General features: G+C 39.2%; 22 protein-coding genes. 14 read left to right on the top strand and 8 right to left on the bottom strand.

The window, feature by feature from the left end; all coding sequences use genetic code 11:
* On the top strand, positions 1–555 hold a 555-nt coding region (locus HRT50_RS01755; protein ID WP_291610698.1), incomplete at its 5' end, for a LysR substrate-binding domain-containing protein.
* 300 nt (positions 556–855) lie between these two features.
* Here the strand turns inward: HRT50_RS01755 and HRT50_RS01750 are convergent.
* Complete coding sequence (locus HRT50_RS01750; protein WP_291610706.1) at positions 856–1,089, bottom strand: hypothetical protein; 234 nt, start codon at positions 1,087–1,089, stop codon at positions 856–858.
* A 258-nt stretch (positions 1,090–1,347) separates the two neighbouring features.
* On the opposite strand from HRT50_RS01750, the gene HRT50_RS01745 reads away from it, so the two are divergent.
* From HRT50_RS01745 to ahpF, 5 genes are all read left to right on the top strand, one after another.
* Positions 1,348–2,526 (top strand): hypothetical protein, encoded by a 1,179-nt coding sequence (locus HRT50_RS01745; protein ID WP_291610696.1) that lies wholly within the window; start codon positions 1,348–1,350, stop codon positions 2,524–2,526.
* A gap of 12 nt (positions 2,527–2,538) precedes the next feature.
* Positions 2,539–2,964, top strand: a complete 426-nt coding sequence (locus HRT50_RS01740) for a phosphate ABC transporter substrate-binding protein (RefSeq protein WP_291610694.1) — start codon at positions 2,539–2,541, stop codon at positions 2,962–2,964.
* A gap of 557 nt (positions 2,965–3,521) precedes the next feature.
* A complete protein-coding gene (locus HRT50_RS01735) occupies positions 3,522–3,695 on the top strand; it encodes a hypothetical protein (RefSeq protein ID WP_291610692.1) in 174 nt (57 codons plus the stop codon).
* A 579-nt stretch (positions 3,696–4,274) separates the two neighbouring features.
* Positions 4,275–4,844, top strand: coding sequence for an alkyl hydroperoxide reductase subunit C (gene ahpC / locus HRT50_RS01730; RefSeq protein WP_291610690.1), 570 nt, complete (start codon positions 4,275–4,277; stop codon positions 4,842–4,844).
* 206 nt (positions 4,845–5,050) lie between these two features.
* Positions 5,051–6,634, top strand: a complete 1,584-nt coding sequence (gene ahpF, locus HRT50_RS01725; protein WP_291610688.1) for an alkyl hydroperoxide reductase subunit F — start codon at positions 5,051–5,053, stop codon at positions 6,632–6,634.
* A 191-nt stretch (positions 6,635–6,825) separates the two neighbouring features.
* On the opposite strand, the gene HRT50_RS01720 is transcribed toward ahpF, so the two are convergent.
* Positions 6,826–9,684, bottom strand: coding sequence for a CHASE domain-containing protein (locus tag HRT50_RS01720; RefSeq protein WP_291610686.1), 2,859 nt, complete (start codon positions 9,682–9,684; stop codon positions 6,826–6,828).
* Positions 9,685–9,996: 312 nt separating this feature from the next.
* Between HRT50_RS01720 and HRT50_RS01715 the strand changes: the two genes are divergently transcribed.
* From HRT50_RS01715 to HRT50_RS01695, 5 genes are all read left to right on the top strand, one after another.
* Positions 9,997–10,731: a hypothetical protein gene (locus HRT50_RS01715; protein WP_291610684.1), complete on the top strand. Its 735-nt coding sequence runs from the start codon at positions 9,997–9,999 to the stop codon at positions 10,729–10,731.
* Positions 10,732–10,854: 123 nt separating this feature from the next.
* Complete coding sequence (locus HRT50_RS01710) at positions 10,855–13,494, top strand: YdbH domain-containing protein (RefSeq protein ID WP_291610682.1); 2,640 nt, start codon at positions 10,855–10,857, stop codon at positions 13,492–13,494.
* A 9-nt stretch (positions 13,495–13,503) separates the two neighbouring features.
* The gene (locus tag HRT50_RS01705; RefSeq protein WP_291610680.1) at positions 13,504–13,686 is read left to right on the top strand and encodes a YnbE family lipoprotein; all 183 of its coding nucleotides are present in this window, start codon (positions 13,504–13,506) and stop codon (positions 13,684–13,686) included.
* Positions 13,687–13,694: 8 nt separating this feature from the next.
* Positions 13,695–14,036 (top strand): YdbL family protein, encoded by a 342-nt coding sequence (locus HRT50_RS01700; RefSeq protein WP_291610678.1) that lies wholly within the window; start codon positions 13,695–13,697, stop codon positions 14,034–14,036.
* A 191-nt stretch (positions 14,037–14,227) separates the two neighbouring features.
* The gene (locus HRT50_RS01695; RefSeq protein WP_291610676.1) at positions 14,228–15,109 is read left to right on the top strand and encodes a TIGR01777 family oxidoreductase; all 882 of its coding nucleotides are present in this window, start codon (positions 14,228–14,230) and stop codon (positions 15,107–15,109) included.
* A 139-nt stretch (positions 15,110–15,248) separates the two neighbouring features.
* On the opposite strand, the gene HRT50_RS01690 is transcribed toward HRT50_RS01695, so the two are convergent.
* Genes HRT50_RS01690 through HRT50_RS01680 form a run of 3 tightly spaced genes read right to left on the bottom strand, consistent with a single transcriptional unit; the run spans position 15,249 to position 20,952 of the window.
* The gene (locus HRT50_RS01690) at positions 15,249–18,401 is read right to left on the bottom strand and encodes a CusA/CzcA family heavy metal efflux RND transporter (protein WP_291610674.1); all 3,153 of its coding nucleotides are present in this window, start codon (positions 18,399–18,401) and stop codon (positions 15,249–15,251) included.
* A 9-nt stretch (positions 18,402–18,410) separates the two neighbouring features.
* On the bottom strand, positions 18,411–19,493 hold the full coding sequence (locus tag HRT50_RS01685) for an efflux RND transporter periplasmic adaptor subunit (protein WP_291610671.1): 1,083 nt from the start codon (positions 19,491–19,493) through the stop codon (positions 18,411–18,413).
* A 4-nt stretch (positions 19,494–19,497) separates the two neighbouring features.
* Positions 19,498–20,952 (bottom strand): TolC family protein, encoded by a 1,455-nt coding sequence (locus HRT50_RS01680; RefSeq protein WP_291610669.1) that lies wholly within the window; start codon positions 20,950–20,952, stop codon positions 19,498–19,500.
* Between the two features lie 213 nt (positions 20,953–21,165).
* On the opposite strand from HRT50_RS01680, the gene HRT50_RS01675 reads away from it, so the two are divergent.
* Positions 21,166–21,555: a Cd(II)/Pb(II)-responsive transcriptional regulator gene (locus HRT50_RS01675; RefSeq protein ID WP_291610667.1), complete on the top strand. Its 390-nt coding sequence runs from the start codon at positions 21,166–21,168 to the stop codon at positions 21,553–21,555.
* Positions 21,556–21,604: 49 nt separating this feature from the next.
* On the opposite strand, the gene HRT50_RS01670 is transcribed toward HRT50_RS01675, so the two are convergent.
* Genes HRT50_RS01670 through HRT50_RS01660 form a run of 3 tightly spaced genes read right to left on the bottom strand, consistent with a single transcriptional unit; the run spans position 21,605 to position 23,513 of the window.
* Positions 21,605–22,174, bottom strand: a complete 570-nt coding sequence (locus tag HRT50_RS01670; RefSeq protein ID WP_291610665.1) for a nucleotidyltransferase family protein — start codon at positions 22,172–22,174, stop codon at positions 21,605–21,607.
* 28 nt (positions 22,175–22,202) lie between these two features.
* Positions 22,203–23,006 carry an alpha/beta hydrolase gene (locus HRT50_RS01665; RefSeq protein WP_291610663.1) on the bottom strand — a complete coding sequence of 268 codons (804 nt, stop codon included), beginning with the start codon at positions 23,004–23,006 and terminating at the stop codon, positions 22,203–22,205.
* A gap of 39 nt (positions 23,007–23,045) precedes the next feature.
* The gene (locus HRT50_RS01660; RefSeq protein WP_291610661.1) at positions 23,046–23,513 is read right to left on the bottom strand and encodes a hypothetical protein; all 468 of its coding nucleotides are present in this window, start codon (positions 23,511–23,513) and stop codon (positions 23,046–23,048) included.
* Positions 23,514–23,686: 173 nt separating this feature from the next.
* Between HRT50_RS01660 and HRT50_RS01655 the strand changes: the two genes are divergently transcribed.
* Together HRT50_RS01655 and HRT50_RS01650 are read left to right on the top strand one after the other, a co-directional pair.
* Positions 23,687–24,673: a hypothetical protein gene (locus HRT50_RS01655; RefSeq protein WP_291610659.1), complete on the top strand. Its 987-nt coding sequence runs from the start codon at positions 23,687–23,689 to the stop codon at positions 24,671–24,673.
* Positions 24,674–24,788: 115 nt separating this feature from the next.
* Positions 24,789–25,862 carry an ABC transporter substrate-binding protein gene (locus tag HRT50_RS01650; protein WP_291610658.1) on the top strand — a complete coding sequence of 358 codons (1,074 nt, stop codon included), beginning with the start codon at positions 24,789–24,791 and terminating at the stop codon, positions 25,860–25,862.
* Positions 25,863–25,905: the final 43 nt, after the last annotated feature.

Here is a 25,905-nt window from a genome sequence, read left to right as displayed (position 1 = left end):
ACCACCTTGCCTAATATCAATTTTTTCTTACATGAAAATCAAACTAAGGTGTTATTACAGCAATTAGATGAGGGAAAATTAGATGTGTTAATTTTGCCTTATCTTGCAGAAATGGAAAAATTTGAATCATACCAATTGTTTGATGAGCCACTAATGTTGGCAACTCCAAAAAATCATCCTTTGGCCACTAAAAAATCACTATCACTGGCTGACTTACATGGTGAAAAAATTCTTACTTTAGCTGATGGTCATTGTCTTAAAGATCAAGCCATGGGTTATTGCTTTGCGGCAGGCGCTAAAGAAGATAATAGCTTTCAAGCGACAAGCTTAGAGACATTACGCCATATGGTGGCCAGTGGCATGGGCATCACTTTACTCCCCGCGCTGGCAGCGCAAGGTAACTTAGCCAGCGATACTCTTCACTATGGTAAGTTTCAAGCACCAGTGCCGATACGTGGCATCTCCTTGGTCATTAGACCAAACTACTCGCGCATGCAGTGTGTTAGAGCCATAGTGGCGAGTGTTCGAAAGTCTCTTAGCGATATCATCAGCTAACAACACCATATATTTACTGAAGCTAAATGCTATCTGAGTGTTGAGGACGTATTGAATAGGGGCTCATTTCTAGCCGTGGCTTTAAAAGGCTACCGTCAAGATCACTTTGTGCGCTTAGCGGAAGTTAGCAACTCGTTCGCCCTAATGTCCGCTTCAAGTCTCAAAGCCGCCTGTGACGTGTTGTTTATTTACGCTAACTCATACCACAAACAAGCTTAAATTCTTTTGAATACTTTTTACGTTTTGTATTTTCTATCTCCAGTTAAGTTTATTATCTCTTAACTGGGGTAGTCGAATCCATTAAACCACGTCAAATTTAACATTTAACCCTAAACTGATTAATGTTCTAGCCCAATAATGGGAAGTTCCACAAGCTCCTATCGCAACTAATGTTCCAGAGGGAAGTTTCCTCATAGGATGAAGAAACTTAGTTCTATTGATTTTGCGGTTACTTTGAATGGAATTGTCTTTTAACAAAATACATAATTGAAAGATGTTTTTAGCCAGGTCTATATCAACAACTTTAATATTCATGATGAACTCCTAAACAGTTAAGCAAAGGCAGCTTAATTTTGGACTATAATCGCCAAACTTGGGTTACTGAGGCGTCCATTACATCACTACACCATGCCAACTATTTATCTGAAAGGACTTCCCTGAGATTGCTGTCGTACAAATAAATAACAAAATAAGTAATTATTTATACGCACCTTTCTGTATCATGCGCGGCGTTTTTGAAATTTAACACTATAATAATGTTTGATTACACACGTTGATTCCTTTGGAGGATGTATGAAAAAGACTAGCCTTGCCTTAGCATTAGGTTTATTGATGCTTAATAATGCTGCACAAGCAGCAGATATTAATTTCAGTGGCTATGGTTCTATTCGCGCAGGACTTGTTTTAGGTGACGACCATTTTCCGCGTAATTTTAATTACGATGATAAGATTGATTTTAAAGAGGAGTCAGTATTCGCCTTGCAAGCAAAGACCCAGATAAATGATGATTGGAGTGCGACTATTATTCTCCAAGCAAGAGGGCAATATGATTTCAAACTAGAAGCGCGTTGGGCTTATCTAAATTACGAATTGACGGATGAAACAACGTTAACCGTCGGTCGCTTTGCATTGCCTTATTTTAGAAACTCAGATACACAAGATATTGGCTACGCTCACAATTACTCCGTTATGCCGCGTTCAGTTTATCGAGGACAAGCCTTTGATGTTATCGAGGGCATTCGTTTGATGCACTCAACATTCATCGGCGATGGCGATATTACCATTAAGGGCTCTTATGGGAGTTTTTCAGGTTCAACTATTACTGGATTAGGTGAAGTATACTCAGACGCAAACAATATAATGCAACTGTCTCTTGAATATAGCTATGATTGGTTTTCAATATACTTTGGCGCATTGAATGCTGAGCTATATTTAGATATTAATAACCAACTTGATGCTGCATTAATGAATAGTTTACCTGGTTATACAGTTAATGAGGGGACGGTTTATACTCCTGGGAATTTAGCTGTTTATGATATGTCTGCTACCTACGTTGAGGAAGATAGTACGACATATCTATCAACGGGTTTTACTATCGATTATCAACAATGGCTGTTTAATGCTGAGTATGCCACTTATAAAATTGATGATTCATTTAGTGAACAGAACAAATCAATGTATGTGTCTTTAGGCTACCGCTTTGATAAAACAGTAGTTACTTTAGTGCATGAAGATGTTAGTTATAACTTCGAATATGAGAATGTTTCTTCATCAGACCCTTATGTAAATGCTTTTTTAACCGCTACCAATAACACTTTTTTAAAGCCTAATGAATATGACGCTCAAGGAATTCATATCAGATATGACGCATCTGAAGGAATTGCTTATAAGTTCGAATATACCTATGCAACAGATAAACTAGAAGGCGAAGGTGCTAGTGTTGTTACTTTCGGTATTGACTATGTTTTTTAAGGGAAAACTAACATGAAATTATTAAAGAAAATATGCATCCTCAGTTTTTCCATGATTAGCTTTATTAGCTTTATTAGCTTTGCTGAAGTGTCGGTTATAGTAAATAAAGGAAATACTGACGTTATCAATACTAAACTAATAAAACGGATTTACTTAGGAAAAGTAAAGTCATTTCCAAGCGGTACTAAAGTCAATGTATTAACTTTAAAAGATGATGTTTCAGCGACGACTGTTTTTCGTAAAAGTGCACTGAAAAAATCCAATAGTCAATTTCAGTCTTATTGGTCTAAACTTGCATTTACTGGCAAAGGAACGCCGCCGAAGAAAATGGCAAATAATGACGATATGATTAATGCCATAAAATCAGACGTCACAGCTATAGGTTTTGTTGATAGTGCAGTCGTCACCACTGATGTTAAAGTGGTTGCTAGGTATTAAATTTTTTGAGCTTATAATGCTGAAAATTTGTCGGTTAGCTCATGGAACTTGCCAAGGATAAAGCTAATAGGAATGAAGAGATATCTCGTGAAGCCGATCAGTCCCTAAATACAATATAAATAGAATACTATATTCAAGAGAGAGGATGTCAAAATTTACTAATTTGAACGGAAATTTATACAAATCAATAATTCATCCAGATAGGTATGATTTGGAATTTGAAAGGATATAAAAATAGGCTTATCAGCATATACCATTCACTAACACCTCTAAAAATAAGGTTGTCTGTATCACATGCTCAAATTTCTTTCAAAGCAAGTTAAAGAGAGTAATTTTAATTCGATCCTAATTGCTAACAATAATGTATGCGTTAATGGCTGCAAGCCTTAATGACCAGCTTTTCTGGGCTAAACTGACTATTTATTTAGATAGATTCCCATCTAAATTAGGTCAGCTTTGTGGTAAAAATGATCGTTAAATAAATGCTGTAAGAGTCCATTTAAATCATTTGTCGCGGTGGCGACGACACCCAAAGGGGGCTAAACGCCGAGACCCCTTTGGAATCCCCCGGCGCTGCTAACAAACGTATTCTTCAATTCACTCAAGTGTATCGACGTACCAGCGCTGATGGCACATCAGGACAATATACTCCTGCATTGTCTAATAAGGTACATCCTGTACCGTCATGTGCCGACAGCGCTTTATTCATCATCCCTGATGAATATACGTGAACACTTTCATTCATTTTATCGTTTGTTAAAGCAGACTTGGCATTTTTTTATTCTATGGCATTTAACTAACCTGTTAAAAATCTATTTGTTAGTTGGTTGACGTCACTCTTACCAAGCACTCCAAATCCCATCTCAGTGAATGAATCTCAATTTTGTAAAGTGTCAGTCAAGCTGAGCCATGGATGGCGAAGACTGCCGCTTTTCATGGACGAATATCGGCAGGCATTGACTGTAAACACAAAATTGATGATTTATGTTTTCACTGAGTAGGGCGTCGCAGGGGTTCCAAGGTACGTCGCCCCTTGGGTGTGGTCGCCACCGCGACGCCAAGCAGGGAAATAAACTCAAGCTATATTTGTATACACCAAACAGAGCAGGATGCTGGTGATCGCCACAGCAGGAATAAACTAACTCCAAATCTAATGATAGGTTTTAGCTATCATATTAATAATTACTATCAATTATACTAATCCAAGCCTGATCGCTATTATTATCCCATCTTAAACGAAGCGGTTAACTCTACATCGAGGAAGCGCTTCAAAAAGTTACTTAATATACTTAACTAAATGGGAGTTCATTATGAACCAATCAATTATCAATACTAAATTATTACCTTTTAACGCTACTGCTTTTCACAACGGTGAGTTTGTTGAATTAAGCGAAAAAGATGTTGCCGAAAAATGGTCAATATTCTTCTTCTACCCAGCTGACTTCACTTTTGTTTGTCCGACTGAATTAGGCGACATGGCTGACCATTACGCAGAATTGCAAAAAATGGGTGTTGAAGTTTACTCAGTATCAACGGATACCCACTTTACGCATAAAGCATGGCACGATACTTCAGATACTATTAAGAAAATTTCTTACCCTATGATTGGTGACCCAACTGGCGCAATCACGCGTAATTTCGGTGTCATGATTGAAGAAGAAGGTTTGGCACTTCGTGGTACTTTTGTGATTAACCCTGAAGGCGAAATCAAAATCGCTGAAGTACATGACCTAGGTATAGGTCGCAGTGCAGCAGAATTACTTCGCAAAGTTAAAGCTGCACAATATGTAGCAGAGCATGACGGTGAAGTTTGTCCAGCAGCATGGCAGCCAGGTGCAGATACCTTAGCTCCATCACTAGACTTAGTAGGTAAAATCTAAAGTATTAGTTAAGTTTTCTTTAGATTAGTTTAAATGGTATTTACTCTTTGTTGCGGAGCAATAACATAGGCAAGCTATGCTCATGCTCCGCGCCTTGAGTAAGTACCATTTAATTCAAATCTAAGTTCAAACTATAAAGTTCCTTTTCCTTATCACTTTTCGAATGAAAGCTTTTCCAGTTCTCATCCATTTCTGCAGAGGTCATTATGTTAGACACAAATTTACAAACACAATTAAAAAGTTATTTAGAAAATTTAAAAACACCAGTCGAGCTGGTCACCTTTACTGATGAAAGCCCTAAGGCAAAAGAGCTTAGCCAATTAGTAAATCAAATTGCTGAGTTATCTCCACTCGTTACTGCCATTGACGGTAACCTTTCCTCTAGTAACACTGAGCAAGCTACCAATGAACGTGTGCCTTCTATGTTGGTACGCTCGGTAGCAACAGGCAGTGAAATGCGTTTTGCTGGTTTACCTATGGGCCATGAATTTACCTCACTAGTGATGGCGTTATTGCACAGCGGCTCACATCCATTAAAATTGGATGCAGAGCAAATTGAACAAGTACGTAACCTTGATGGCGACTTAGAATTTGAAACCTATATTTCACTGAGCTGTCAAAATTGTCCGGATGTCGTACAAGCACTTAATATGATGGCGGCAATCAATCCACAAATAAAACATACCATGATCGATGGCTCATTATTTCAAACGGAAGTCTTTGATCGCGACATAATGTCAGTACCAACTGTTTATTTAAATGGTGAGTCGTTTGGTCAAGGTCGTATGTCGTTAACCGATATTTTAAATAAAGTTGATAAAAATTCCGGTGCACGACAAGCGAAAGCACTGGAAAATAAGGGTGCTTACGATTTCCTTGTGGTCGGTGGCGGTCCAGCTGGCGCAGCAGCGGCAATATATGCGGCACGAAAAGGTATTAGTACGGGCTTAGTTGCCGACCAATTTGGTGGACAAGTCAGTGATACCATGGCAATTGAAAACTTTATTTCGGTAAAAGCCACTCAAGGACCAAAGCTGGTTGCTAGCTTAGAAGAGCATGTTCGTGATTATGATGTTGATATAATGAACAGTAACAAAGCCAGCCAAGTGAAGCGTAATGAAGAAACAGGTTTAATTGAAGTCAGCCTAGAAAATGGTGCGGTACTTAAGAGTAAAGCGGTTGTTTTGGCGACGGGTGCACGCTGGCGTGAAATGAACGTGCCGGGTGAACATGAATATCGCGGTAAAGGTGTTGCTTATTGTCCTCATTGTGATGGTCCTTTATTTAAAGGCAAAGCAGTAGCCGTTATCGGTGGTGGTAATTCAGGTATCGAAGCGGCGATTGATTTAGCCGGACTTGTTGAACATGTCACGGTATTAGAATTTGCAGACACACTACGCGCTGATGACGTGTTAGTAAGAAAAGCTAATTCATTGACTAATGTAACAATTATTACCAACGCACAAACGACACAAGTTAATGGCGACGGTAAACGAGTCACTAGTTTGAGCTACACTGACCGCAGCACCGATGAAAGCCATGAAATAACCTTAGCAGGCATCTTTGTGCAAATAGGTTTGATGCCTAACACTGAGTTTTTACAAGGTGATATCGAGTTAACTAATCGCGGTGAGATTATCGCCGGTGCTCGCGGTGAAACTTCAATCGCTGGTGTTTTTGCTGCCGGTGATGTTACTGACAGTCCTTATAAGCAAATCATTATTGCTATGGGCAGTGGCGCTAATGCTGCGCTAGGCGCTTTTGATTACCTTATTCGCCAAGATGTTTAATAAAGAGCTATAGAGTTAAGATATAAGTTAACAGTACTCGTTACTATCGATAAAAGACTTTCATTTAGACACTAGAAATGAAATGTTTTTGATTAGATAAAGCCGCTTAGAATTAACTTCTAAGCGGCTTTTTAGTTATTTAATTAGTTATCAATTGGGTAACTAATTGAGTAGCTATATGGGTGACTAAGTTATTTGAAGTTATTGTATTTAGCGAGCACAGTCTTACTCACTTCAAGTAAGCAGGCGGTTAATTGTTCTATATTGATGGGCTTAGCAAGATGTTTAGTAAAACCCAGTGCCAGCGCTTTGTCTTTACTGCGAGTATCAACATCAGCCGTTAAAGCAAAAATAGGTAAATCTGCATATTTAGGCATTGCCCTTATTTTCTCTGTGGCTTGGTAACCATCTAACACTGGCATCTGACAATCCATTAAAATCACATCTACCGACTCAGTTTGTAAGTAATCTATAGCCAATTGGCCATTTGCAACAATCACAGCATCAATGCCTAGCTTGGTCAGTATTGTCTTAATCAGCTTTTGGTTAATACGATTATCTTCAGCAACCAATACTTTTAGAGCTGTGAGTTCATCATGGTCGCTAGCAACCTTGGTTACTAGTGCGGCATTATTTAGCGGACTTTGTTCATTTTCTCGGACTAGTTGCTCAAATGTATCATGGCTGTATTCTTCTGCTTTTGGTTTCGTACTTGTTAGCGGCAGCCAGCAAGTAAAAATAAAGCTAGTACCAGCACCTAGTTGACTTTCTACTGATATATCTCCGGCCATTAAATGGCTAAGTTCTTTGGCAATAGTTAAACCTAAGCCTGTGCCAGCAAAGTTACGAGAGGTTGAATCGTCCGCTTGGGTGAATGGCTTAAATAATTTATCAATACGCTCCTCAGCGATGCCAATACCGGTATCTTTTACTTTTATCGATAAGTGTACTTTATTATCGGCAACTTCAAGTACATCGGCTGTCAGAGATACACTACCAATCTGGGTAAATTTCATCGCATTACCACATAAATTCATTAATATTTGCTCTATGCGAGTTTGATCACCTAAAAAAGTAATGGCTGATGGAATACTGTCTCTCAGCTGCCAAGTGAGTTTCTTATTACTCGCTTCCACTTCCAATAAGCTATAAATCCGTCTTAACAGTAAATGCATATCAAAGGCTTCATTAGTGAGATGGATATTTTCTGATTCAATTTTTGAGATATCAAGAATGTTATTCACTATGTGAAGAAGTAAGCCTGAGGAGATATCGATGTGCTGTAAGTAGGAGTTTATTTCCGCCATGTCGTTAGATACCTTGGCAAGTTGCGCGAAGCCAATTACTGAGTTCATTGGTGTTCTAATTTCATGACTCATATTGGCTAGAAACTGGCTTTTTGCTTTATTGGCATAATTGGCTTCTTGCATCGCCTTTTGTAAAGATTCAGTACGCTGGTCAACTTCATTATTAAGTTGTAATTGCCTGTTATGCATTAATAACAGCGAGGCAACTATTGTGGTGGCAATAACAACGAGTAATAAGTAAAACTGCAGGAATCCTTGATGCTTTTGTTGGTTTAAATAACTTTTCTTAGCAAATAAGTGGATATACCAGGTTTGTCCAGCCACATTGAAAGAATGGCTAAAATGCTGGTTAATATCCTTTGAGTTGACTTGACTGTCTTCGGTATTGGAGATAAACCATGCTTTTTTATTTTGTTCGTACAATTGGAAATGGAAGAGTTTTTGTTGTGAAGCACTGATCGCATTATCAATAATTTTTTCTGCTAAAAATACGCCAGTAGCAAAACCAATTAATTGTTTATTCGCGTTGTTTTTTGTTGGCATAGTTTGTTCAAAGACCGGAAAAAACAATAAAAATGCTGGTTCTTCTTTAAAAGATTGTACTAGCTGAATTATCGGGGTAGCTTGCGGTTGATAATTGACCATGGTGCTATCTAAGGACTTTTTTCGAGATGGATTGGAATAGACATTAAAGCCAATTGCTTTAGCATTACTCTCTTCTGGGCTGATAAACCTGACATAAATCATGTCGTCATTAATGGCTAACGGCTTGCCTCTAATGGTGGTTTTTTTACCGTAGAGCTTTGTTAATTCACTTTCATGTTTTTCTTTATCTGCTTGCTTAATCAAGGGGTTCCATGACATAGCTTTCAGTGTGTTAGAGCTTCGTGTGAGGTTATGAACAAAAGTATGAAACTGCTCACGGTTAGCATTAGGGTTATGTTGAATAAATTCGGCTAATAAACTTAATTGCTGAATACTGCTAGTTATTTGTCGATAAATACCATTTTCTATCACTTTTACTTCTTTAATCACCAACTCATCGGTATTGAAATTTGAGCTGCTAATAAAAAACTTGGTGAGCAAAGTGATAATAATGAATAAGGCGCTGACTGAATATAAAATTATCCACCTAGCTTTACGTTGCTCAGTTTTTAAATGGCGGAAGTTAAGCAAACTTAAGATAAAGGGCAGTGCAAGTAATACTCCCAATGAGTCACCTAGCCACCAGAAAATCAAATTTAATTGGAAATCTTCAATAGCGTATTGAGGATTAAATGCCGTGAGAGAGCCAACGCCTACCGTTGCAGAAATTAGGTTAATTAGAATGCCAACAATGACAATGAAATAGAGAGTGTTTTTATTCTGCCATTGGCTGATGGGGTTACCAAGCCAGTTTCGAAGTAGCGCACTACCCGCCATGGCTTGTAGACCTGCGCCACTGGCTATGATGGCATTTTGTATAGAGGCAGTTGAAAACAACAGTGTTGAGTCAAAATTAAGAGTAAATGAAAAGTTAAAAATATAGGATGCTAAAAAGACTGCCGGGAAAAATCGCCACCACCACAAATAGCAGCCGACCAGTGCTATTCCTGCAGGTAACCAAATATAGATTATTTGACTTTGAAATGAAATGGATGATAAAAGGTAGCCACAAATAATATAACTAGCAAAGAGCGTAAGGTATAACGGCCAGGTTTTTGCTAGTAAATATTTGTCTTTTAATGAGCTGGCGTTGGTCACAACACTCCTTTGATTTATATAACTTAGATCTTCAATTAACTATAAACTAAAAGTTAGTATTTACAACTTTAGCAAAATTTTTGTTAAACGTGGTAAATATTACTTTTCTTTACTCATTTGTGTTTGGTTAGCTTATTGTTTTAGCTTACTTTTATATGGTTATTTTCGGATTGTATTTTCTCTGGAAATCTTGCATTTAACTATCAACTTTTCACGTTTGTTAAAACTGGCTTTAGCGTAACTAAAGTTACACTATTATTGGTGTGTAAATTGCTTGCAATATAACCGTCAATATATTGTGGAATTTATTAAATGATCAATAATCTAGGCCTGTATAGCACCGAATATACTAACAATTCAACTGTGGCTCAAAAGAATACTCCTGAGATACAAGCGATAATTGAACAGCATGCTGAAAATAGTGTTAAAAGTGAAAGTTCGGCGGGCATAGCTACTAATAATTTATTTTTATCAAGCAGGGCCCAAAAGATAAATGCCATTAGTAGCGAGTTTTTTAGTGGTACCCAGCTGACATTAGATGATGTCGGTAAACTGAAAGAAAAACTATACCAATTTGGCCTTATTTCAGAGGGCGATTTTGCCGCTTTAACCGGTGGCAGAGTAAATGAGAAAAATAGTGAAGCTAGCGAGAAAATGTCCACTACCACCTTAACTAGCTTTATCGGTGACTTCCTTGAACGCTTGAATGCTGAGGATGCTGAGGACGAAAATAAAGATACTGAAGGTGAAGATGTTGTCACTGAAAGTGAAACCGTAGTGGCTTTAACGGGGGCATTAAATACCGCCAAAGAAATCCTAGCCAATGTTGAGGAGCAGAAACATAAATCTGACTTTAAGTCATCTCTTCAGGGGGCGTTAGCTTTACTTAAAGAGACTATTAATGATAAATCATTTGCAGGCTTACCCTTAGATGATCAAATAGGATTATCTAAGGTACAGCAAGCGCTAGAAATTGTTGACCACCTGTCCCCCCAACGACTGAATAACAATAAAGTTAATCAGTATATTGCGTTATCTTTTAGATAGCAGCTTGAGTCTATTATTTTGTTCGCTATTCTAATCTAGTTACAATGACTTTCTGATATACTCGATTTAGAGTCATGGCTGTATAGCTATCACAATTCATAATTGATGGTAAGGGATTTTTAATTGCGTTTTTTCAAAGTTACTTTAGCCATTTTCTTGGTCATTGTTATTATCTTTAGCTCAGTATTTTATGCCCGTAGCTCTGTGGTTACTTCTTTAGTAAATGATTATTTAACGCAATATAACAGCGCAATAAGCTGTATCGATTTTACCGTTAATGCAGATTTTGACTTGGTGATTAGCCACTTATGTATTGACTCACCTTATGCTGATTTAGAGCTGCTTGGTATTCTTATAGAGTGGCAGTTTGAGCCTAGCTACTTAACGGTAGATAAAGTCGTAGAGGCAATTTCGGCGATAAAAATCACCTCGGTTGATGTGCGCGCTAAAGCGGAAGTTACATTAAAATCAAGTACAACTCAATCACCAAAACAGCTTAATGAGTTACCCAATAGTATAAGACAGTTCATGCAGGACATAGCTGATTATACTGTGCCTGTTGCTATAAATATTGACACTTTTAGTTACCAGCCTTTTGTTGCTGATTCTGATATTGGTGCTGATGAGGTAAGACAAAACTATAAAGGTAAGTTATCAGTCAATACACAGAAAATTTCTTTATCACTAACTAACGCTAAACAAGCACCGCTATTGTCGCTGGATTTGGCTCGAACTGGAGCAGACTTTACTGTCAATATAAGTACTGATTTATCCAAGTTAAGACAGTTTATAAAGCTTCATCAATCGGTTTTACCATCAGCAGTCGTCGCTCAATTAGTGAATGCCGATAATAAAGCGTGGTCAGTTAAAGGGGCATTTAGTAGCCAAATTGATTGGCATAAGCAAACCTTTAACATGACAAATACACTAAGCCATTTTTCTTTTCGGACTGAGCAAGGCTTTGCTCAATTAGGCGCTGTAGAAATAGATGCAACACTGGCTTGGCAGCTCAGCTTAGCGGGTGAAAAATTACACATTGATTTTGCTAATGACAGTGCCGTTAAGCTGATAGTTGATCAGCAAATGCTGACAGATTTTTTATCTGCGCAAGAGAACGATAAACAACTAAAAGCACTGCTCACAGACAACGTAATGAATAGGGTAACTATTACGCCTTTAGGCTCGATAAAAATAGACTTTAACCAGCAAAGTATTATCAGCGATGGTATTACGCTGGCCAGTAGTAACTTAGCTGAGCCAGTAATACTTTCATTTAATGATATAGGCCTTAATTATACGGATGAAGCTACACTTGCTATTAACTTGCACAAAACAAAATTTTCCCTGACCGGACAAGCAAAGGTTGGCCAATTACAGCTTTATAGTGAGCAACCAGTAAAGCTAAATATTGTTGGTGAAATTGAGCAGCAGAGTGATTTTTGGCAAGTTAAAATTGCGCAAGAAACGGCAATTGAACTGACTCAGTTAAGCTTACCGGAAAATCCGTTGCAACAAGCAAAACTTAAAGGGCAAGGCAAAGCTAAAGCAAGGGCACAATCGTTAATTAGTCACTGGCAGGGCAGTGTGGCTATTGCTAAAAACGAGACTCAAAGTCAAGACGGTAATAATAGCGGAGTGACTTTTGAGCTAGCAATTAACAACCAGCTAAAACAACTCAATATTGAAAAAGTCATGCAAGTTAATGTTCTAGAGTTAAATAGTAAGCTTAGTGGCAGTATTGATAATATAGCGATAAATACCGAGGTCATTGTCGATAAGTTAGCTTTAGCCTCGGTAAAATTAACTGGAGATTTACTTCATCCAAACCTAGAAGTCTCGGCGAAAGATGTGCTCATCACCGATTTATTAGCATTAAATATAAAAGCACCGATAGAATTACAGCTTATTGATGGCACACTCAGTTACCACTTTTCCGGTCAGCTTAAAAATAATACAGAGCTAATGGCTAACCCTATATTATTGGCTTTATCGGTAAAAGATGTCACGGGTGAAGTTGATGGCACCTGGTTACAAGATCTTAATTGGCAGCAGGAATTTTCCTTGCAATATGGTCAAGTAAAATCGCTAATGGTAGATGTTAAAGGTAATGCTAAAGCGGTAAATAACCTGAGTATTGCTAAGGTAGAAACCGCCACGCCGATAACGGATTTATCGACCAACATCTGGATTGATTTTTCTCAAAAGAAGATCAGAGTTGTTGCCAAAAATATTCACGGAAACTTGTTGGGCGGGCGCTTTGCTATTGCTGAGGCGCAATGGCCGTTCAGTAAAGATTCAGCTATGAATGTTAAACTAACTGAAATAGATTTAGAAAAATTACTCGAGTTAGATAAAAAGCAAGGTATTGTCGTTACGGGTAAGGTTTCAGGACTGTTGCCCATTTATTATGATGGCCAGCACTTACTGGTGAAAGAGGGCAGTTTACACAATGTCAGTGATGGCCTTATTCAGGTTTTTAATAACCCAGCGGTAGAAGAGTTAAAGGCCGGTAGTACTGAATTGAAATTAGCATTTAGTGCCCTAGAAAACTTGCACTATCATCATTTAACCTCGGAAGTTTCAATGGCTGATGATGGCTATATGTTGCTAGTTACCGAAATTAAAGGCCGAAACCCCGATTTAGACAATGAAGTAAATTTAAATTTAAATCTTAGCTATGACTTATTAGGTTTGCTAGAGTCATTCAATATCACCGAGCACTTTGAGAGCAAAGTAATCAAAGGGCTTACAAACAAAAACTAAGGAACATTTATGGATAAAATACTGGCACCTCTGCTAGCTGTTTTTTTATTTACTGCCTGTACTCACAAGATTGAAGTGAGTGCTAAAGAGCCCATCACTATTAATTTAAACCTCAAGATTGATCATGAAATTCGGGTGAAAGTAGATAAAGAACTCGATGATATTTTCAGTGACGATAGCGATATTTTTTAGGAGCAGCTATGAACAAATTAATGAAGCAGACAATCAAAAAAATAAGCCTAGTACTTATTGCCTCAAGCATGGCATTTTCGGCGTGGGCAATATCTCTTGATCAAGCAAAACAACAAGGCCTTGTGGGTGAAATGCCTAATGGCTATTTAGGTGTGGTTGTTGCTAGCTCTGAAGTAAGTAGCCTAGTTGCAATGGTAAATAAAAAGCGTAAAGATATTTATTTGAACTTAGCGCGTAAAAATAAAATTACTATGCAGCAAGTCACTAAGTTAGCCGGAGAGAAATCTATTTCGAAAACCCAATCAGGGCATTTAATTAAAAATTCTGCCGGTCAGTGGGTTAAAAAATAATATTTCAGTAAGTGTGATAAATAAAGCCGTTGTACTTGTTAAGTACAACGGCTTTTTTGTGCTTGTTTATCAATCCCCGCTAATTGTTTTAATTTCTTTGGCGAAATACCTGCTCCTAGGTTTATAAAACTCTCTGCTGTTTACTACTATTATTAATGCACTAACAAAGTTCTGAACGTATAGGAGGCTAGATGAATATTTTAATAACCGGTGGCACGGGCCTAATTGGCCGACATTTTATCAAATCATTTCAGCAGCCATATCAATTCACTGTATTAACGCGTAATTGCCGAAAGGCTAAAAGAAACTTACCCGAAGGGATTGATTTCATTGAAGAGCTGCCGGAACAAAATCATTTTGAGGTGATAATCAATCTTGCCGGTGAGCCTATCGTTGATAAACGCTGGACAGTTATGCAAAAAGAAAAGATATGCCAGAGTCGTTGGCAAATCACCGAACAAGTTGTTGCTATGATTGAGCGTTCCAAATTCAAGCCGACCTGTTTACTGAGCGGCTCCGCCATAGGTTACTATGGTGAAACTGGCAATGTTTCAACCCATGAAGATGCCCAAGTTAAACAAGAAGATTTTGCTCATTCTTTATGTAAAAAGTGGGAGGATATTGCGCTAAAGGCTAGTGAACATTGTCGGGTGGTGTTATTACGCACCGGCGTGGTTTTAGCCAATGATGGCGGCGCACTAACAAAAATGCGTATGCCATTTTCTTTAGGTTTAGGTGGCAAACTTGGTCATGGTCAGCAGTATATGTCTTGGATACATATAGAAGATATGGTGCACGCGATTCAATTTATCATGTTAACCCCGAGCATTGAGGGCGCTATTAATTGTACTTCGCCACAAGCGCTAACTAATGAGGAGTTTACTAAAAGTCTAGGTAAACAGCTTCATCGAGCTACTTGGTTTAGTGTGCCAGAATTTATGTTAAATATGCTGATGGGGCAAGGGGCGGAGTTATTATTGAGTAGTCAAAATATATACCCACAAAAGCTGCTCAATCATGAATTTGATTTTAATCACAGTAATCTTGAACAAACCCTTGGGGATTTACTTTAGCGACTATTAACTGAAAATTACCACGCAGCACTTACCACTCAACTATTGCCACGCTTTTTTATTAGCGGAAATAGTTGAACGGAAATAGCTGAGCGGCTGAAATCTCAGTAGCTAATTACTTAACTTAACTTAATTTAATTTAGTTTAGTTTAGTTTCGATTAGCTTAGCTTTAGTAAAACTGCGCTCATGGACAATGCGATACAGCAGCGGTAAGACCAACAGCGTTAGCAGTGTTGATGAAATAATACCACCAATAACTACCGTAGCTAGCGGGCGCTGCACTTCGGCGCCTGTGCCAACGTTAAGTGCCATAGGTACAAAACCTAAACCTGCTACTAATGCAGTCATCAATACTGGTCTTAGTCTGATCATGGCACCATCGATAATAGCAGTAAGTAACTCGGTGCGTTCTTTACAAAGTTCCCTGATAAAAGCCAGCATCACTAAGCCATTTAATACTGCTACACCTGACAGGGCAATAAAGCCGACACCAGCAGAAATAGACAGTGGCATATCGCGCAGCCACAATGAAATCACGCCACCAGTGAGTGCCAAAGGAATACCAGTGAAAATAATTGCCGCATCTTTTACTGAACTAAACGCCATGATTAATAGTGCAAAAATCAGTGCTAACGTCAGCGGTAAAACAATCGATAAACGTTTGCTGGCAGACTCCAGTTGTTCAAAGGTGCCGCCGTACTCTAGCCAATAACCGGCAGGAATTTCAACATCGCTGCTGATCTTTGCTTTGACTTCGTTAACAAAACTGCCAAGATCTTTACCTCGTACATTGGCGGTTACCACTATGCGTCGTTTGCCATTTTCTCTACTGATTTGATTAGGTGCTGGCGCAATATCGAGTGTCGCTACCTCTGACAATGGCACATAACCACCACCAGCTAAAGAAATTGGTAACTCACTTAACTTATTAACATCTCGTCTAATTTCTTCAGGTAATCTAACCACGATATTAAAGCGACGGTCACCTTCAAAAATCAAACCTGCATTTTCACCACCGATAGCGGTAGCAACAATGTCTTGTAACTCAGCTACGGTTAAACCATAGCGCGCCAAGGCCATACGTTTTGGCACTATTGATAACATGGGTAAACCAGTGACTTGCTCAACTTGAATATCACTAGCACCGTCAACTTGTTCAAGCACTTCACGGATGGCATTGGCTGAGGTTAATAATTGTTGTAAATCATCACCAATGACCTTTATGCCTAAATCCGCTCGCACCCCTGAAATCAACTCGTTAAAGCGCATTTCAATGGGTTGAGTTAACTCAAAATTATTACCTGGTAGTTTTGATACTTTAGCCATAATGTCAGCGGCTAATTCAGCATGAGTTAAATTCACGTCTGGCCATTCGCTGCGTGGTTTTAACATAATAAAGGTGTCGGCAACGTTAGGTGGCATAGGATCATTGGCAATTTCAGGTGTACCTATTTTTGAAAATACATTCAGTACTTGCGGAAATTGAATAACGCTTTGCTCAAGTAACTTTTGCATTTCAACCGCTTGCTCTATACCCGTACCTGGGATGCGAATAGCCTGTAATAAAATATCTTCTTCGTTAAGTTGCGGAATAAACTCTGAGCCTAAGGTTGTTGCTAGCCAAGCACAAAATATTACCAGTAAGGTGGCTAGTGAAAGTACTAACCAGCGCACTTTCATCGCCATAACTAACATGGGTTTATAAATTGATTTACTGACTTTTATTACCAGACTTTCTTTGTCGCTAATATCACCTGTCATAAATAAGGCGATGGCCGCAGGCACTAGAGTAACCGAGAGTACCAATGCCGATAACAAGGCAATAACGACAGTCGCCGCCATAGGTTGGAACATTTTTCCTTCCACGCCAGTTAATGAAAACAGTGGGATATAAACCACAGTAATAATAATTACGCCGAATAAGCTCGGTCTGATCACTTCATTAGTGGCTTGAAAAACTACATGTAAACGATCTTTTAGTGCCAATCTGGCGCCATTATGACGTTGGGCTTCTGCTAGGCGGCGGGTGGCGTTTTCGACAATAATGACTGCGCCATCGACGATTAAACCAAAATCCAATGCGCCTAAACTCATTAAGTTTGCCGAAACGCCTGCTTGTACCATACCGGTTATCGTCGCTAACATGGTTAACGGGATCACCGCGGCGGTAATTAATGCGGCTCTAACATTACCTAGTAATAGCAATAACACCACTATCACCAATAAAGCGCCTTCAACTAGGTTTTTTTGTACGGTGGCAATGGCTTTATCAACTAAGGTGGTTCTATCATAAACGGCGGTTAGCTTAATACCTTGGGGTAAAGAGTTTTGTACTTGGGCAAGCTTGTCAGCGACAGCTAGTGATACTTCACGGGCATTTTCACCCACTAACATCATGGCAGCGCCGAGCACGGTTTCTTTACCACTGTGGGTAGCAGCACCGGTACGTAACGCTTTGCCTATAGCAACATCGCTAATATCACTGACCTTAATTGGCGTATTACCATTATCTGTAGTAAAAACTTTGATCACCACCTGTTCAATATCAGTAATAGTTTTTAACTGTCCTGGCGATCTAACCGTTAGTTGTTGGCCATTACTTTCAATATAACCAGCACCACGGTTACTATTATTGGCCGCTAATGCCGTCTGTATATCGGCAAATGAAATGCCAAATTCGAGCATCTTTCTCGGTGATGGTGTGATGTGATACTGCTTATCAAAACCACCGATAGTGTTTATTTCGGTCACACCTTTTACCAAGGCGAGCTGCGGTTTGATGATCCAGTCCTGTATTTCTCTAAGAGCCGTGGCATCGTAAGGCTTGCCATTGGCTTGCCTAGCATCAGTTTCAGCATCTAAGGTATACATGAAAATTTCGCCTAGACCTGTAGAAACGGGCCCCATTTCTGGCGAAAGACCTGCGGGTAGTTTGCCCTTGATAGCATTAAGTCGTTCGTTGATTAAACTGCGGGCGAAATATAAATCCGTCCCCTCCTCAAAAACCACGGTCACTTGTGATAAACCATAACGTGACAGCGAACGGGTATAGGATAAATTTGGCAATCCCGTCAAAGCTGTTTCAACCGGGTAAGTGATGCGTTGCTCGGTTTCTAATGGTGAATAACCATCGGCACGGGTATTGATTTGTACTTGCACATTGGTGATATCTGGTACGGCATCAATGGGCAGTTTTTGATAACTCCAAGAGCCAACGGCCATTAAAACTAGGGTTAATGAAATAATTAGCCAACGCTTGGCTATGGAGAAGCGTAAAAGTGATTCAATCATAATTGCCCCCTAGTGGTGATGTTCAGCACTGGATTTCTCCAGATCGGCTTTGAGTAAGTAGCTATTTTTAACGCCGTAGACATCGCCCTGATTTAAGCCTGACAATACTTGTGAAAATTGACTATCGCTAAGGCCTAACATCACTTCGCGTACTTCAAATCCATGTTCATTTTTAACAAATATCACTGCTTTACCAGCCATCACTTGCACGGCACGATTATCAATAATGAGCGACACTGATTTTTTGTTAATAACAACAGAGCCACTAAGTAAGTTGCCGGCAGACCAAGTACCTTGGCTATTATCCAAAGGCACTCTGGCGATACTAAAAGGGCTATCTTTTCGGCTAGGTAAAAGTTGGCTGATAACTGAGTCGGTAAATTGCTGCTCTCTCGTAATACGTACAGCTTGGCCGATGGCGACTTTAGGCTTTTGCGTGGCAAATACTTGCAACTCAAGCCATAACTTTTGATGATCCTCAATAGTGACTAATACTTGTTCATTGGCTAATTCGCCGGGGTTAGCATTACGCTGGGTGATAACACCGGAAATAGCAGCGTGAATGCTATAGCGTGTTAGGCTGTTATTGGATTCTATTTCAGCAATAAGCTGACCCTTTTTTACCTTATCGCCGACATTGACGCTGAGCTTGGTGATCATACCTGCAAAGCGGGCCCGTACGTGACTAACCGCACTTGGCTCAGTCGTCGACGTGCCATATAAGGTCAATCGCTGTTTTATCTCACCAGAACTTGCCGTTAAAGTAGTAATACCTACGGTTTTCATCATATCGGCTGACATTTCTATATGTCCTTCTTCTCCGTGCTCATCGCCATGTTCGTCACCGTGTTCATCGGTATTGGTTTCACCATGCTCATCGTTATGTTCGTCGCTATTTAAAATAGATAGAGGATCACCGTGATCATTAGAGTGTTCAGCTACTTTTTTATCAGTATGACTATCTACAGGCTTATCTGCATGGGAAGTCGCATAACTTGTTAGAGAAAATGGCAGGGTAAATAATAAGGTAGCCATCACAGTACCCAGTAATAGGCAGGTCTTCTGGCTGCTAGTTAAAAAATGATTGTTCATTAAATTATCCTTGGGTGAAACGCTTGTTGATCGGTGAAAAGTTTATCGGTGAAATATTTTCATATGAGGCTTGTTGCTGAAAATGTTGCGACGCGGGCAGGGGCTCTGCTATCAATTGTTCAATGTCGGCGCCATAACGCAAAGCGGCTGTTGCCGATTTAATTAACGCACGTCTAGCGAGTAATAACTCTTGCCTAGCGTTTAAATAATCGAGGTAGCTGTATAGGCCGCGCTGATAAGCAGTTTGTGTCTCAGCTAGCGCTTCTTCAAGTAGCGGAATAATGGTATTTCTCAAGCTATTTGCGCTGTAAATTGCTTGTTTTCGACTTGAATAGGCTTGTTGTAATTGGTTATGTAACTGCAACATAGCGGTGAGTTTTCTTGCTTGTACTTCATCTCGCTTTGCTTGCGCTGAAAGAATAGCGCCTGAATTATTACTTGAGCTAAACAACGGAATACTAAAACCTGCTACGAGGGCAGTATCACCAACATCTTGTAGTTGTTTGACTCCAAGTGTCCATTGTATATCGGTACTTGACTGGCTTTGAGCTAAGCGTAATTGCGCACTTTTAAGTCGCTCTTCACTAGCAAAGGCGAGGATGGCAGGATTTTGTTTTATCTTGCCATAAAGTCGATCAAAAGAGACGTCTTGTGAAAAGTGATACAAGTTTCCGGCAACGGTATTAAATGTCGGTGAGCTGTCATTCGAACTTTCATTCGAGTTTTCATTCCACTTTTCATTCCATAATAAGGCTAAGGACATTTTCGCAGCTACTAATTTCTGCTGTTTTGATGAAGCATTTAAGCGAGCATTACCAACGGCGGCTAGGGCACGTTTTATTTCGGCTTTTGGCGTCGAGCCCGCTTTGGCACGCTTTTTAACGGTCAATAAAGTCTCTTCGGCCAAGCTTGTTGCATCAAAGGCCAACTGCAAAATTTCTTGGCTGGCCAGTACATCAATATAACGACGGGTAACTTCGGCTAATAGCGTTAAGGCGGTAATTTTCCGTTCAGCAGCTAACATGGCACTTCTATGGGTACCCAAATCTCGACGGGCATCACGTTTACCACCCATTTCAATAACAGATGATAAAGACACGGTAAATTCAGCGCCATCAAAGCCTTTTAACTCACCGGTGCCGGCAAAGTTTTCTGCTTCAAATCCTAACTGATAACCGGGCGATAGCGCTTGCGTTTGTTGTTGGCCATCAAGTGCAGCTTGGCGCAGGGTGAATACTTTAAAGGCGGGGTTTTCAGCTAAAGTACGCTTAATTGCTGTGGCTAAAGTTAAAGTTGTTGGCTTATCAGTAGCAGGGTTATTGCCCTGTGCTATTGCGTTAGGGCTAAGTAGCAATAATGCGACGCCAATAACTAGATAGGTTAGTGGATAAGTTAACAAGCTAGTTGTTTTCCATCCATGATGATGGTGTATTAACGAGCGGTAATAATACGAAAACATTGATATTCCTAATATTTACTAAATTTGGTCACTTAGGTCGGTGAGTTACTTAGCTAAGTTAACGGTTAAATAACGACTATTTATTTGCACGATAGTTACAATTTTCTGACATTTTCAGCTAACACCTACTAAGGCTTATCGCTATAATGGCGGCATAATAAACCTTCCAGTCACAGTAAGGTCAACTGTTATAAATACAGGTATTCAATTTTTATGAAAATAAGTCAACTTGCTAAAACAACCAATGTCGCCAGTAAAACCATTCGTTATTATGAAGAGATAGGTTTACTGCCTGAGGCTTATAGAAATGATAATGGCTACAGAGAATACAGTGCCAGTGATATTGAACGTTTGGTGTTTATAAGACGCTGCCGGGAATTACAAATTCCGCTAGAGCAAATTAAAACTTTGATAGCCGTGCAAGTGGATCAAAAGTCATCGTGCCAGGAAGTTGATGCTTTGATTGATCAGCAGTTAGATAAGGTAAGAAAAACCATTGCAGAATTGACCTTACTAGAGCAAACCTTGCATACCTTAGCTACATCTTGCCCTAATGATAAGGTCGGTGATTGTCAGATATTGAAGAACCTTCAGCAAGAATAAGTCAGCAGGAAAAATCCAACTACTGGCCTTTTATTAACTATTTATTAGGTTACTGAGTAATAGTTAATTTGGGCCATTGCTTAAGCCATCCTTTGGCTTTGACACGTTGAGTAAATACAGCTTTTTCTCGTTTGGGGTTATGAGTCAGCTGTAGGTTAAATAGCGATTCAAAACCAAATGCGGCAATACATTCCAATTCACCTGAAGGTAATTTACGTATCGCCACCGCCGTTTCTTTTTCCGGCCAATAACTCATGGCATCTAAGCTGTTTTGATAAGGCTGGTCGCCATTTCGGCTATGCATCAAGGCTTGATTTCTTACTTGCCAATTAACCTCTGGCATCATTACCTTAAGCGCTTGTTGATAGTCTTTATATTGTTCTGCATGACTTTCGTTTAAATCAAAATAAATAACATCTATATCGTTCAAAGGGGTGGATACGTTTTTGTTATGCAAATGATCCCATACTAGATTACGAACAAAGCCGGCGGCAATATAACCATCTGGTAAATCAAGTACACGTAGGCACTCTAACGCTTGCAGGCGCAATTTATCTTGATTTACTAATTGAGAAATTAGCTGGATTGATTTTCCTATTTCTACTATGCGTCTAAACATCAGCTTATAAATATCGTTTATGTAAATGCTATTTCATTCTGGCTAATAGCTTACGTAATTCAGTTATAACCAGTTCAGGCTCGTCAAACTGAACATAGTGATAACTTTTCTTGGTAAGAACTGCTTTACCTTGTGGGAAGTCTTCCGCCCATGCTTGGTGTAATTTACCCCATGCCTCTCTTGCTTCATCGGTAAAAAATATCATGGTGGGCTTTTGATATTTTTTCACCGAGGCAATAACTGTGACTGGAATGTCTTTGATAGCAGGATAATCTGGTAATGGTCGTTTACTCCAAAAATCTAAGTATTGGTTCGACATACCATTAGAAGAATCATCCAGCTTGATTTGTGCTATTTCCTGATTACCTTTCTTTAGATCTATGGCACGAATAATATCAACATCGTGCTCAGAAGCGGGCTCAACGAGCATTAGAGCATTAATTTGTTCAGGATAAGTGGCGGCAAAGGTTCGAGCTATATAGGCACCGTAAGAATGCGCCATATAGACCACAGGGCTATGCACATCGATGCTTTGCAGAAAATCACGGGTATGTTTTGCATAATCCTCTGAACTAAAGTGACGCTGAATTTTACTAGAGCCACCGTTATCTACACGGCTATATCTGATCACACGCGTAAATTTGGCTATTTCATTAAACACAGGTTGCCAATCACTTAAGCCAGCAGTTCCTCCTGCTTCGAGTAATATTGTATATTTTCCGGAGCCTGAAATTTCATATTCGATTTCAAACTCGCCAATTTTTGCCATTTGTGTAGCTGAGGTTGGAAAAACTGCTAAAGCGTAAGCAAGCATTAAAATTATCTTTGCCATAGGGGTTCCATAAGGGAGGTAATGATTCTTTTTATAGGATTAGCTCACTGCTGCTAATTGTAATTTTCTATCAATAGCGGCTTCAAGTTGACCTTTTTTGATAGCCAAGTCTACTTCAAGTTTTTGTAGCTCTTTTACTGACTCTTTATCTTCCTTGTCTTGTAACATTTGAATTTTGACGCTTAGCTCGAGGATCTCTATTGATAATTCACGAATTTCTTTATCTAACTCACTTTCACTGGATTTATTTTCAGCTGCAACCTCTGCAGTGCTCTTAACACCATTTAAGCTGCTGGCATCTATGTTGTTCTTGTGTTCAGTTTCTTCCGCTTCAGCCGATTTGGCTTTAGCTTCTTCTGACAAGGCTACTTTATCTGGTTGTAGTTGCTTACTTTTAGTTTGAATAGTTTCTGCCGTTTTTTCAGGTGTAGTTACAATGGGGGAAACTGTTGTGGTTGTTGCAGTGTTCTGCGCTAAGTTTGGGACTTGAGTAGTTATGCTTGCCATGGTGACTTCCTTTTTGACCAATAGCTTGTGAGTATACATCGTAAGATCTCAGTTACCTAGTTCTTGACTTGTGAGGTCATTTATCTAGCTTTTGTATTTTAGGCTAAGGGCATAATCGTTTATAGTCACTGTAATTAACTCGTTTATCGCAAAATTTTAAAGGAATATTTTCAATGGTAAAAGTTGTCATGCTAATAAGTGCACTAAGCGCATTAACTCTTTTCGGCTGTAGCCAGCAAGACGTTCATACCGGAAAATCAGACTTAGCGTTGAGTCATAGTGATAATATAATCACAGCTTCGGCATTGTCTAAAGATGGCCAGTTAAACTTGGTTGCAGATGGTAAAACCGTTTGCTTATGGAAAAACACCCAAGTGGAATCGCCATTGCACTGCTTAAAAGGCAATGAAGCCCAGTTTATGGAATTGCTTGATATTAGTGAAGATAATCAGTTTTATTTAGTCTCTAATCAAGTAACAGTGCGTTTATATTCGGTGCTGGGTCATAAACCACTGGGGGAGTGGGGAGTGGCAGGAAATATCATTAACGGTATGGATATCTCCGCTAATGGCAGCAAAATATTATTAGGTTTTCGCAGTGGTAAAGCGAGTATCATTGATGTTCAACGAAATGAAGTCACTAGTTTTGATAAACATAGACTGGATATTAATTCGGTAAGCTTGTCCGATGATGGTGAAATGGCCTTCACCGGGTCAAGTGATAAGAAAGCACTGGTATGGCACACAAGCTCAGGGGAAAATGTGCATGAGTTCTCTCATGGCTCGCGAGTTAATCATGTCAGTATAAGTAGTGACGGTAAGGTTGGTTTTACCCTTGATGCGATAAAAGATCGTACTTTTTGGGATTTATCAACGGGAGAAGTCCTGGCTGAATTAGATACTAACTTACGCTTTTTTGAGTTTAATGACTCAATATTCTCGAGTGATAACTCGCTGCTTTTAACCGGTTCTCCTAAGCAAGTGATTAAACTTTGGCGAGTAACTGATGGTGCTCTAGTTGCCCAGTGGCAATCGACAATGACTCGGGGCCGCTCATCCGTACTCAGTGTTGCCTATTCAGGGCAAGATAAAGTGGTTACCTCCAATAGCGATGGCTTATTTGAGCAATGGCAGTTGCCCAGTGTTAACAATAAAAAATAAAGCTAAAGCAGGCGAAGTCACTTTAGCTGCAGTGGCTTTATCTACTAAATATCTAACTTAAATTAAAGAGCATTCTATACTGAATTAATAAGTGTTAAATGAGGGGGGCGCTGTTGTGAGTAAACTATTATTATTTAGTTTTCTATTACTTTTACCCTGGCAATTATTGGCAGTGGAAAAGCTTAGAATTTTTACTTGGGCGGGCTATGTGACTGCTGAAGATATTACTCAAGTAAATGAAATACTGGAAAAGAAGGGCTATAACTATCAAGTTGAAGTCATTGCGACTAAAGCCGAAGATGCCGACCAAATGTTTTCAGTTATCCGCAATAAGGAATGTGATATCACTTTCTTAACGCTTTTTTTTATTAAAATGCATGGCGAACAGATTTCTCGACTGTTACAACCGATAGATATTAACTCTCCTAGATTAAGTAACTACAAAAACCTAGATCCAGAACTGACTCAAATATCCATGGGAATGCAGTCAGGTAAACCACTATATATCCCTTGGGGCGGAGGTATTTATGGCTTTTTTGTCAATGCTAATAAGGTTAAACAACAGGACATACCGACATCGGTAAAAGATTTATGGAGTAGTAAGTGGCGCAATAAGTTTTCATTAAATCAAGGACAGTTTTGGTATAACGTTGGCTTAACACTGCAAGCCTTAGACTTTCATCCCTTTTACTTAGAGCAGTTAGCACAAAAAAACAATCGTAGTAAATTAAAGGAATTACTTTCAGAACATGGGGTTGTGCTCAGTAAATTCAAAAAACTCTATAATAATGCCGGAGGGTTTTGGCAAAGTTCCACTAAGTTTAGCGAAGATCTTGAAATAGTCTCTAGCTGGGGACCAGAGATAAAGAGTCAAAATGATAAAGGAGCTAAGTGGCAGTTAATTGATTTTGAAGAAGGTCATATGGCTTGGCTTGATACCATTAATTTTATTCGTGGTTTAAAAGATGAAAAATTAGAGGCTGCAGAAATAGTTGCTAATTATTTTATTAATAAAAAAGTTCAGCAAAGAATAGTCGATGAACTTTCTATGTTACCTGCAGCGGTTAACCTTGAGAGCAGGGGATTATTAGATGACTACCCAAACCTGTTTAGTGCTGATTTATTTGTTCCGCCCTATAGTCAACTTTCATATAGCTTGATGCAGCAATTGGTTGAGCAAGTTGAATAGTATTTTTCTTAAAGTTTAAATAGCTATAAAATTCAATTAAAAT

This window comes from Colwellia sp., from assembly GCF_013215345.1.
In the GTDB taxonomy this organism is placed as follows: domain Bacteria; phylum Pseudomonadota; class Gammaproteobacteria; order Enterobacterales; family Alteromonadaceae; genus Colwellia.
This window is presented reverse-complemented; position numbering and strand designations above follow the sequence as displayed.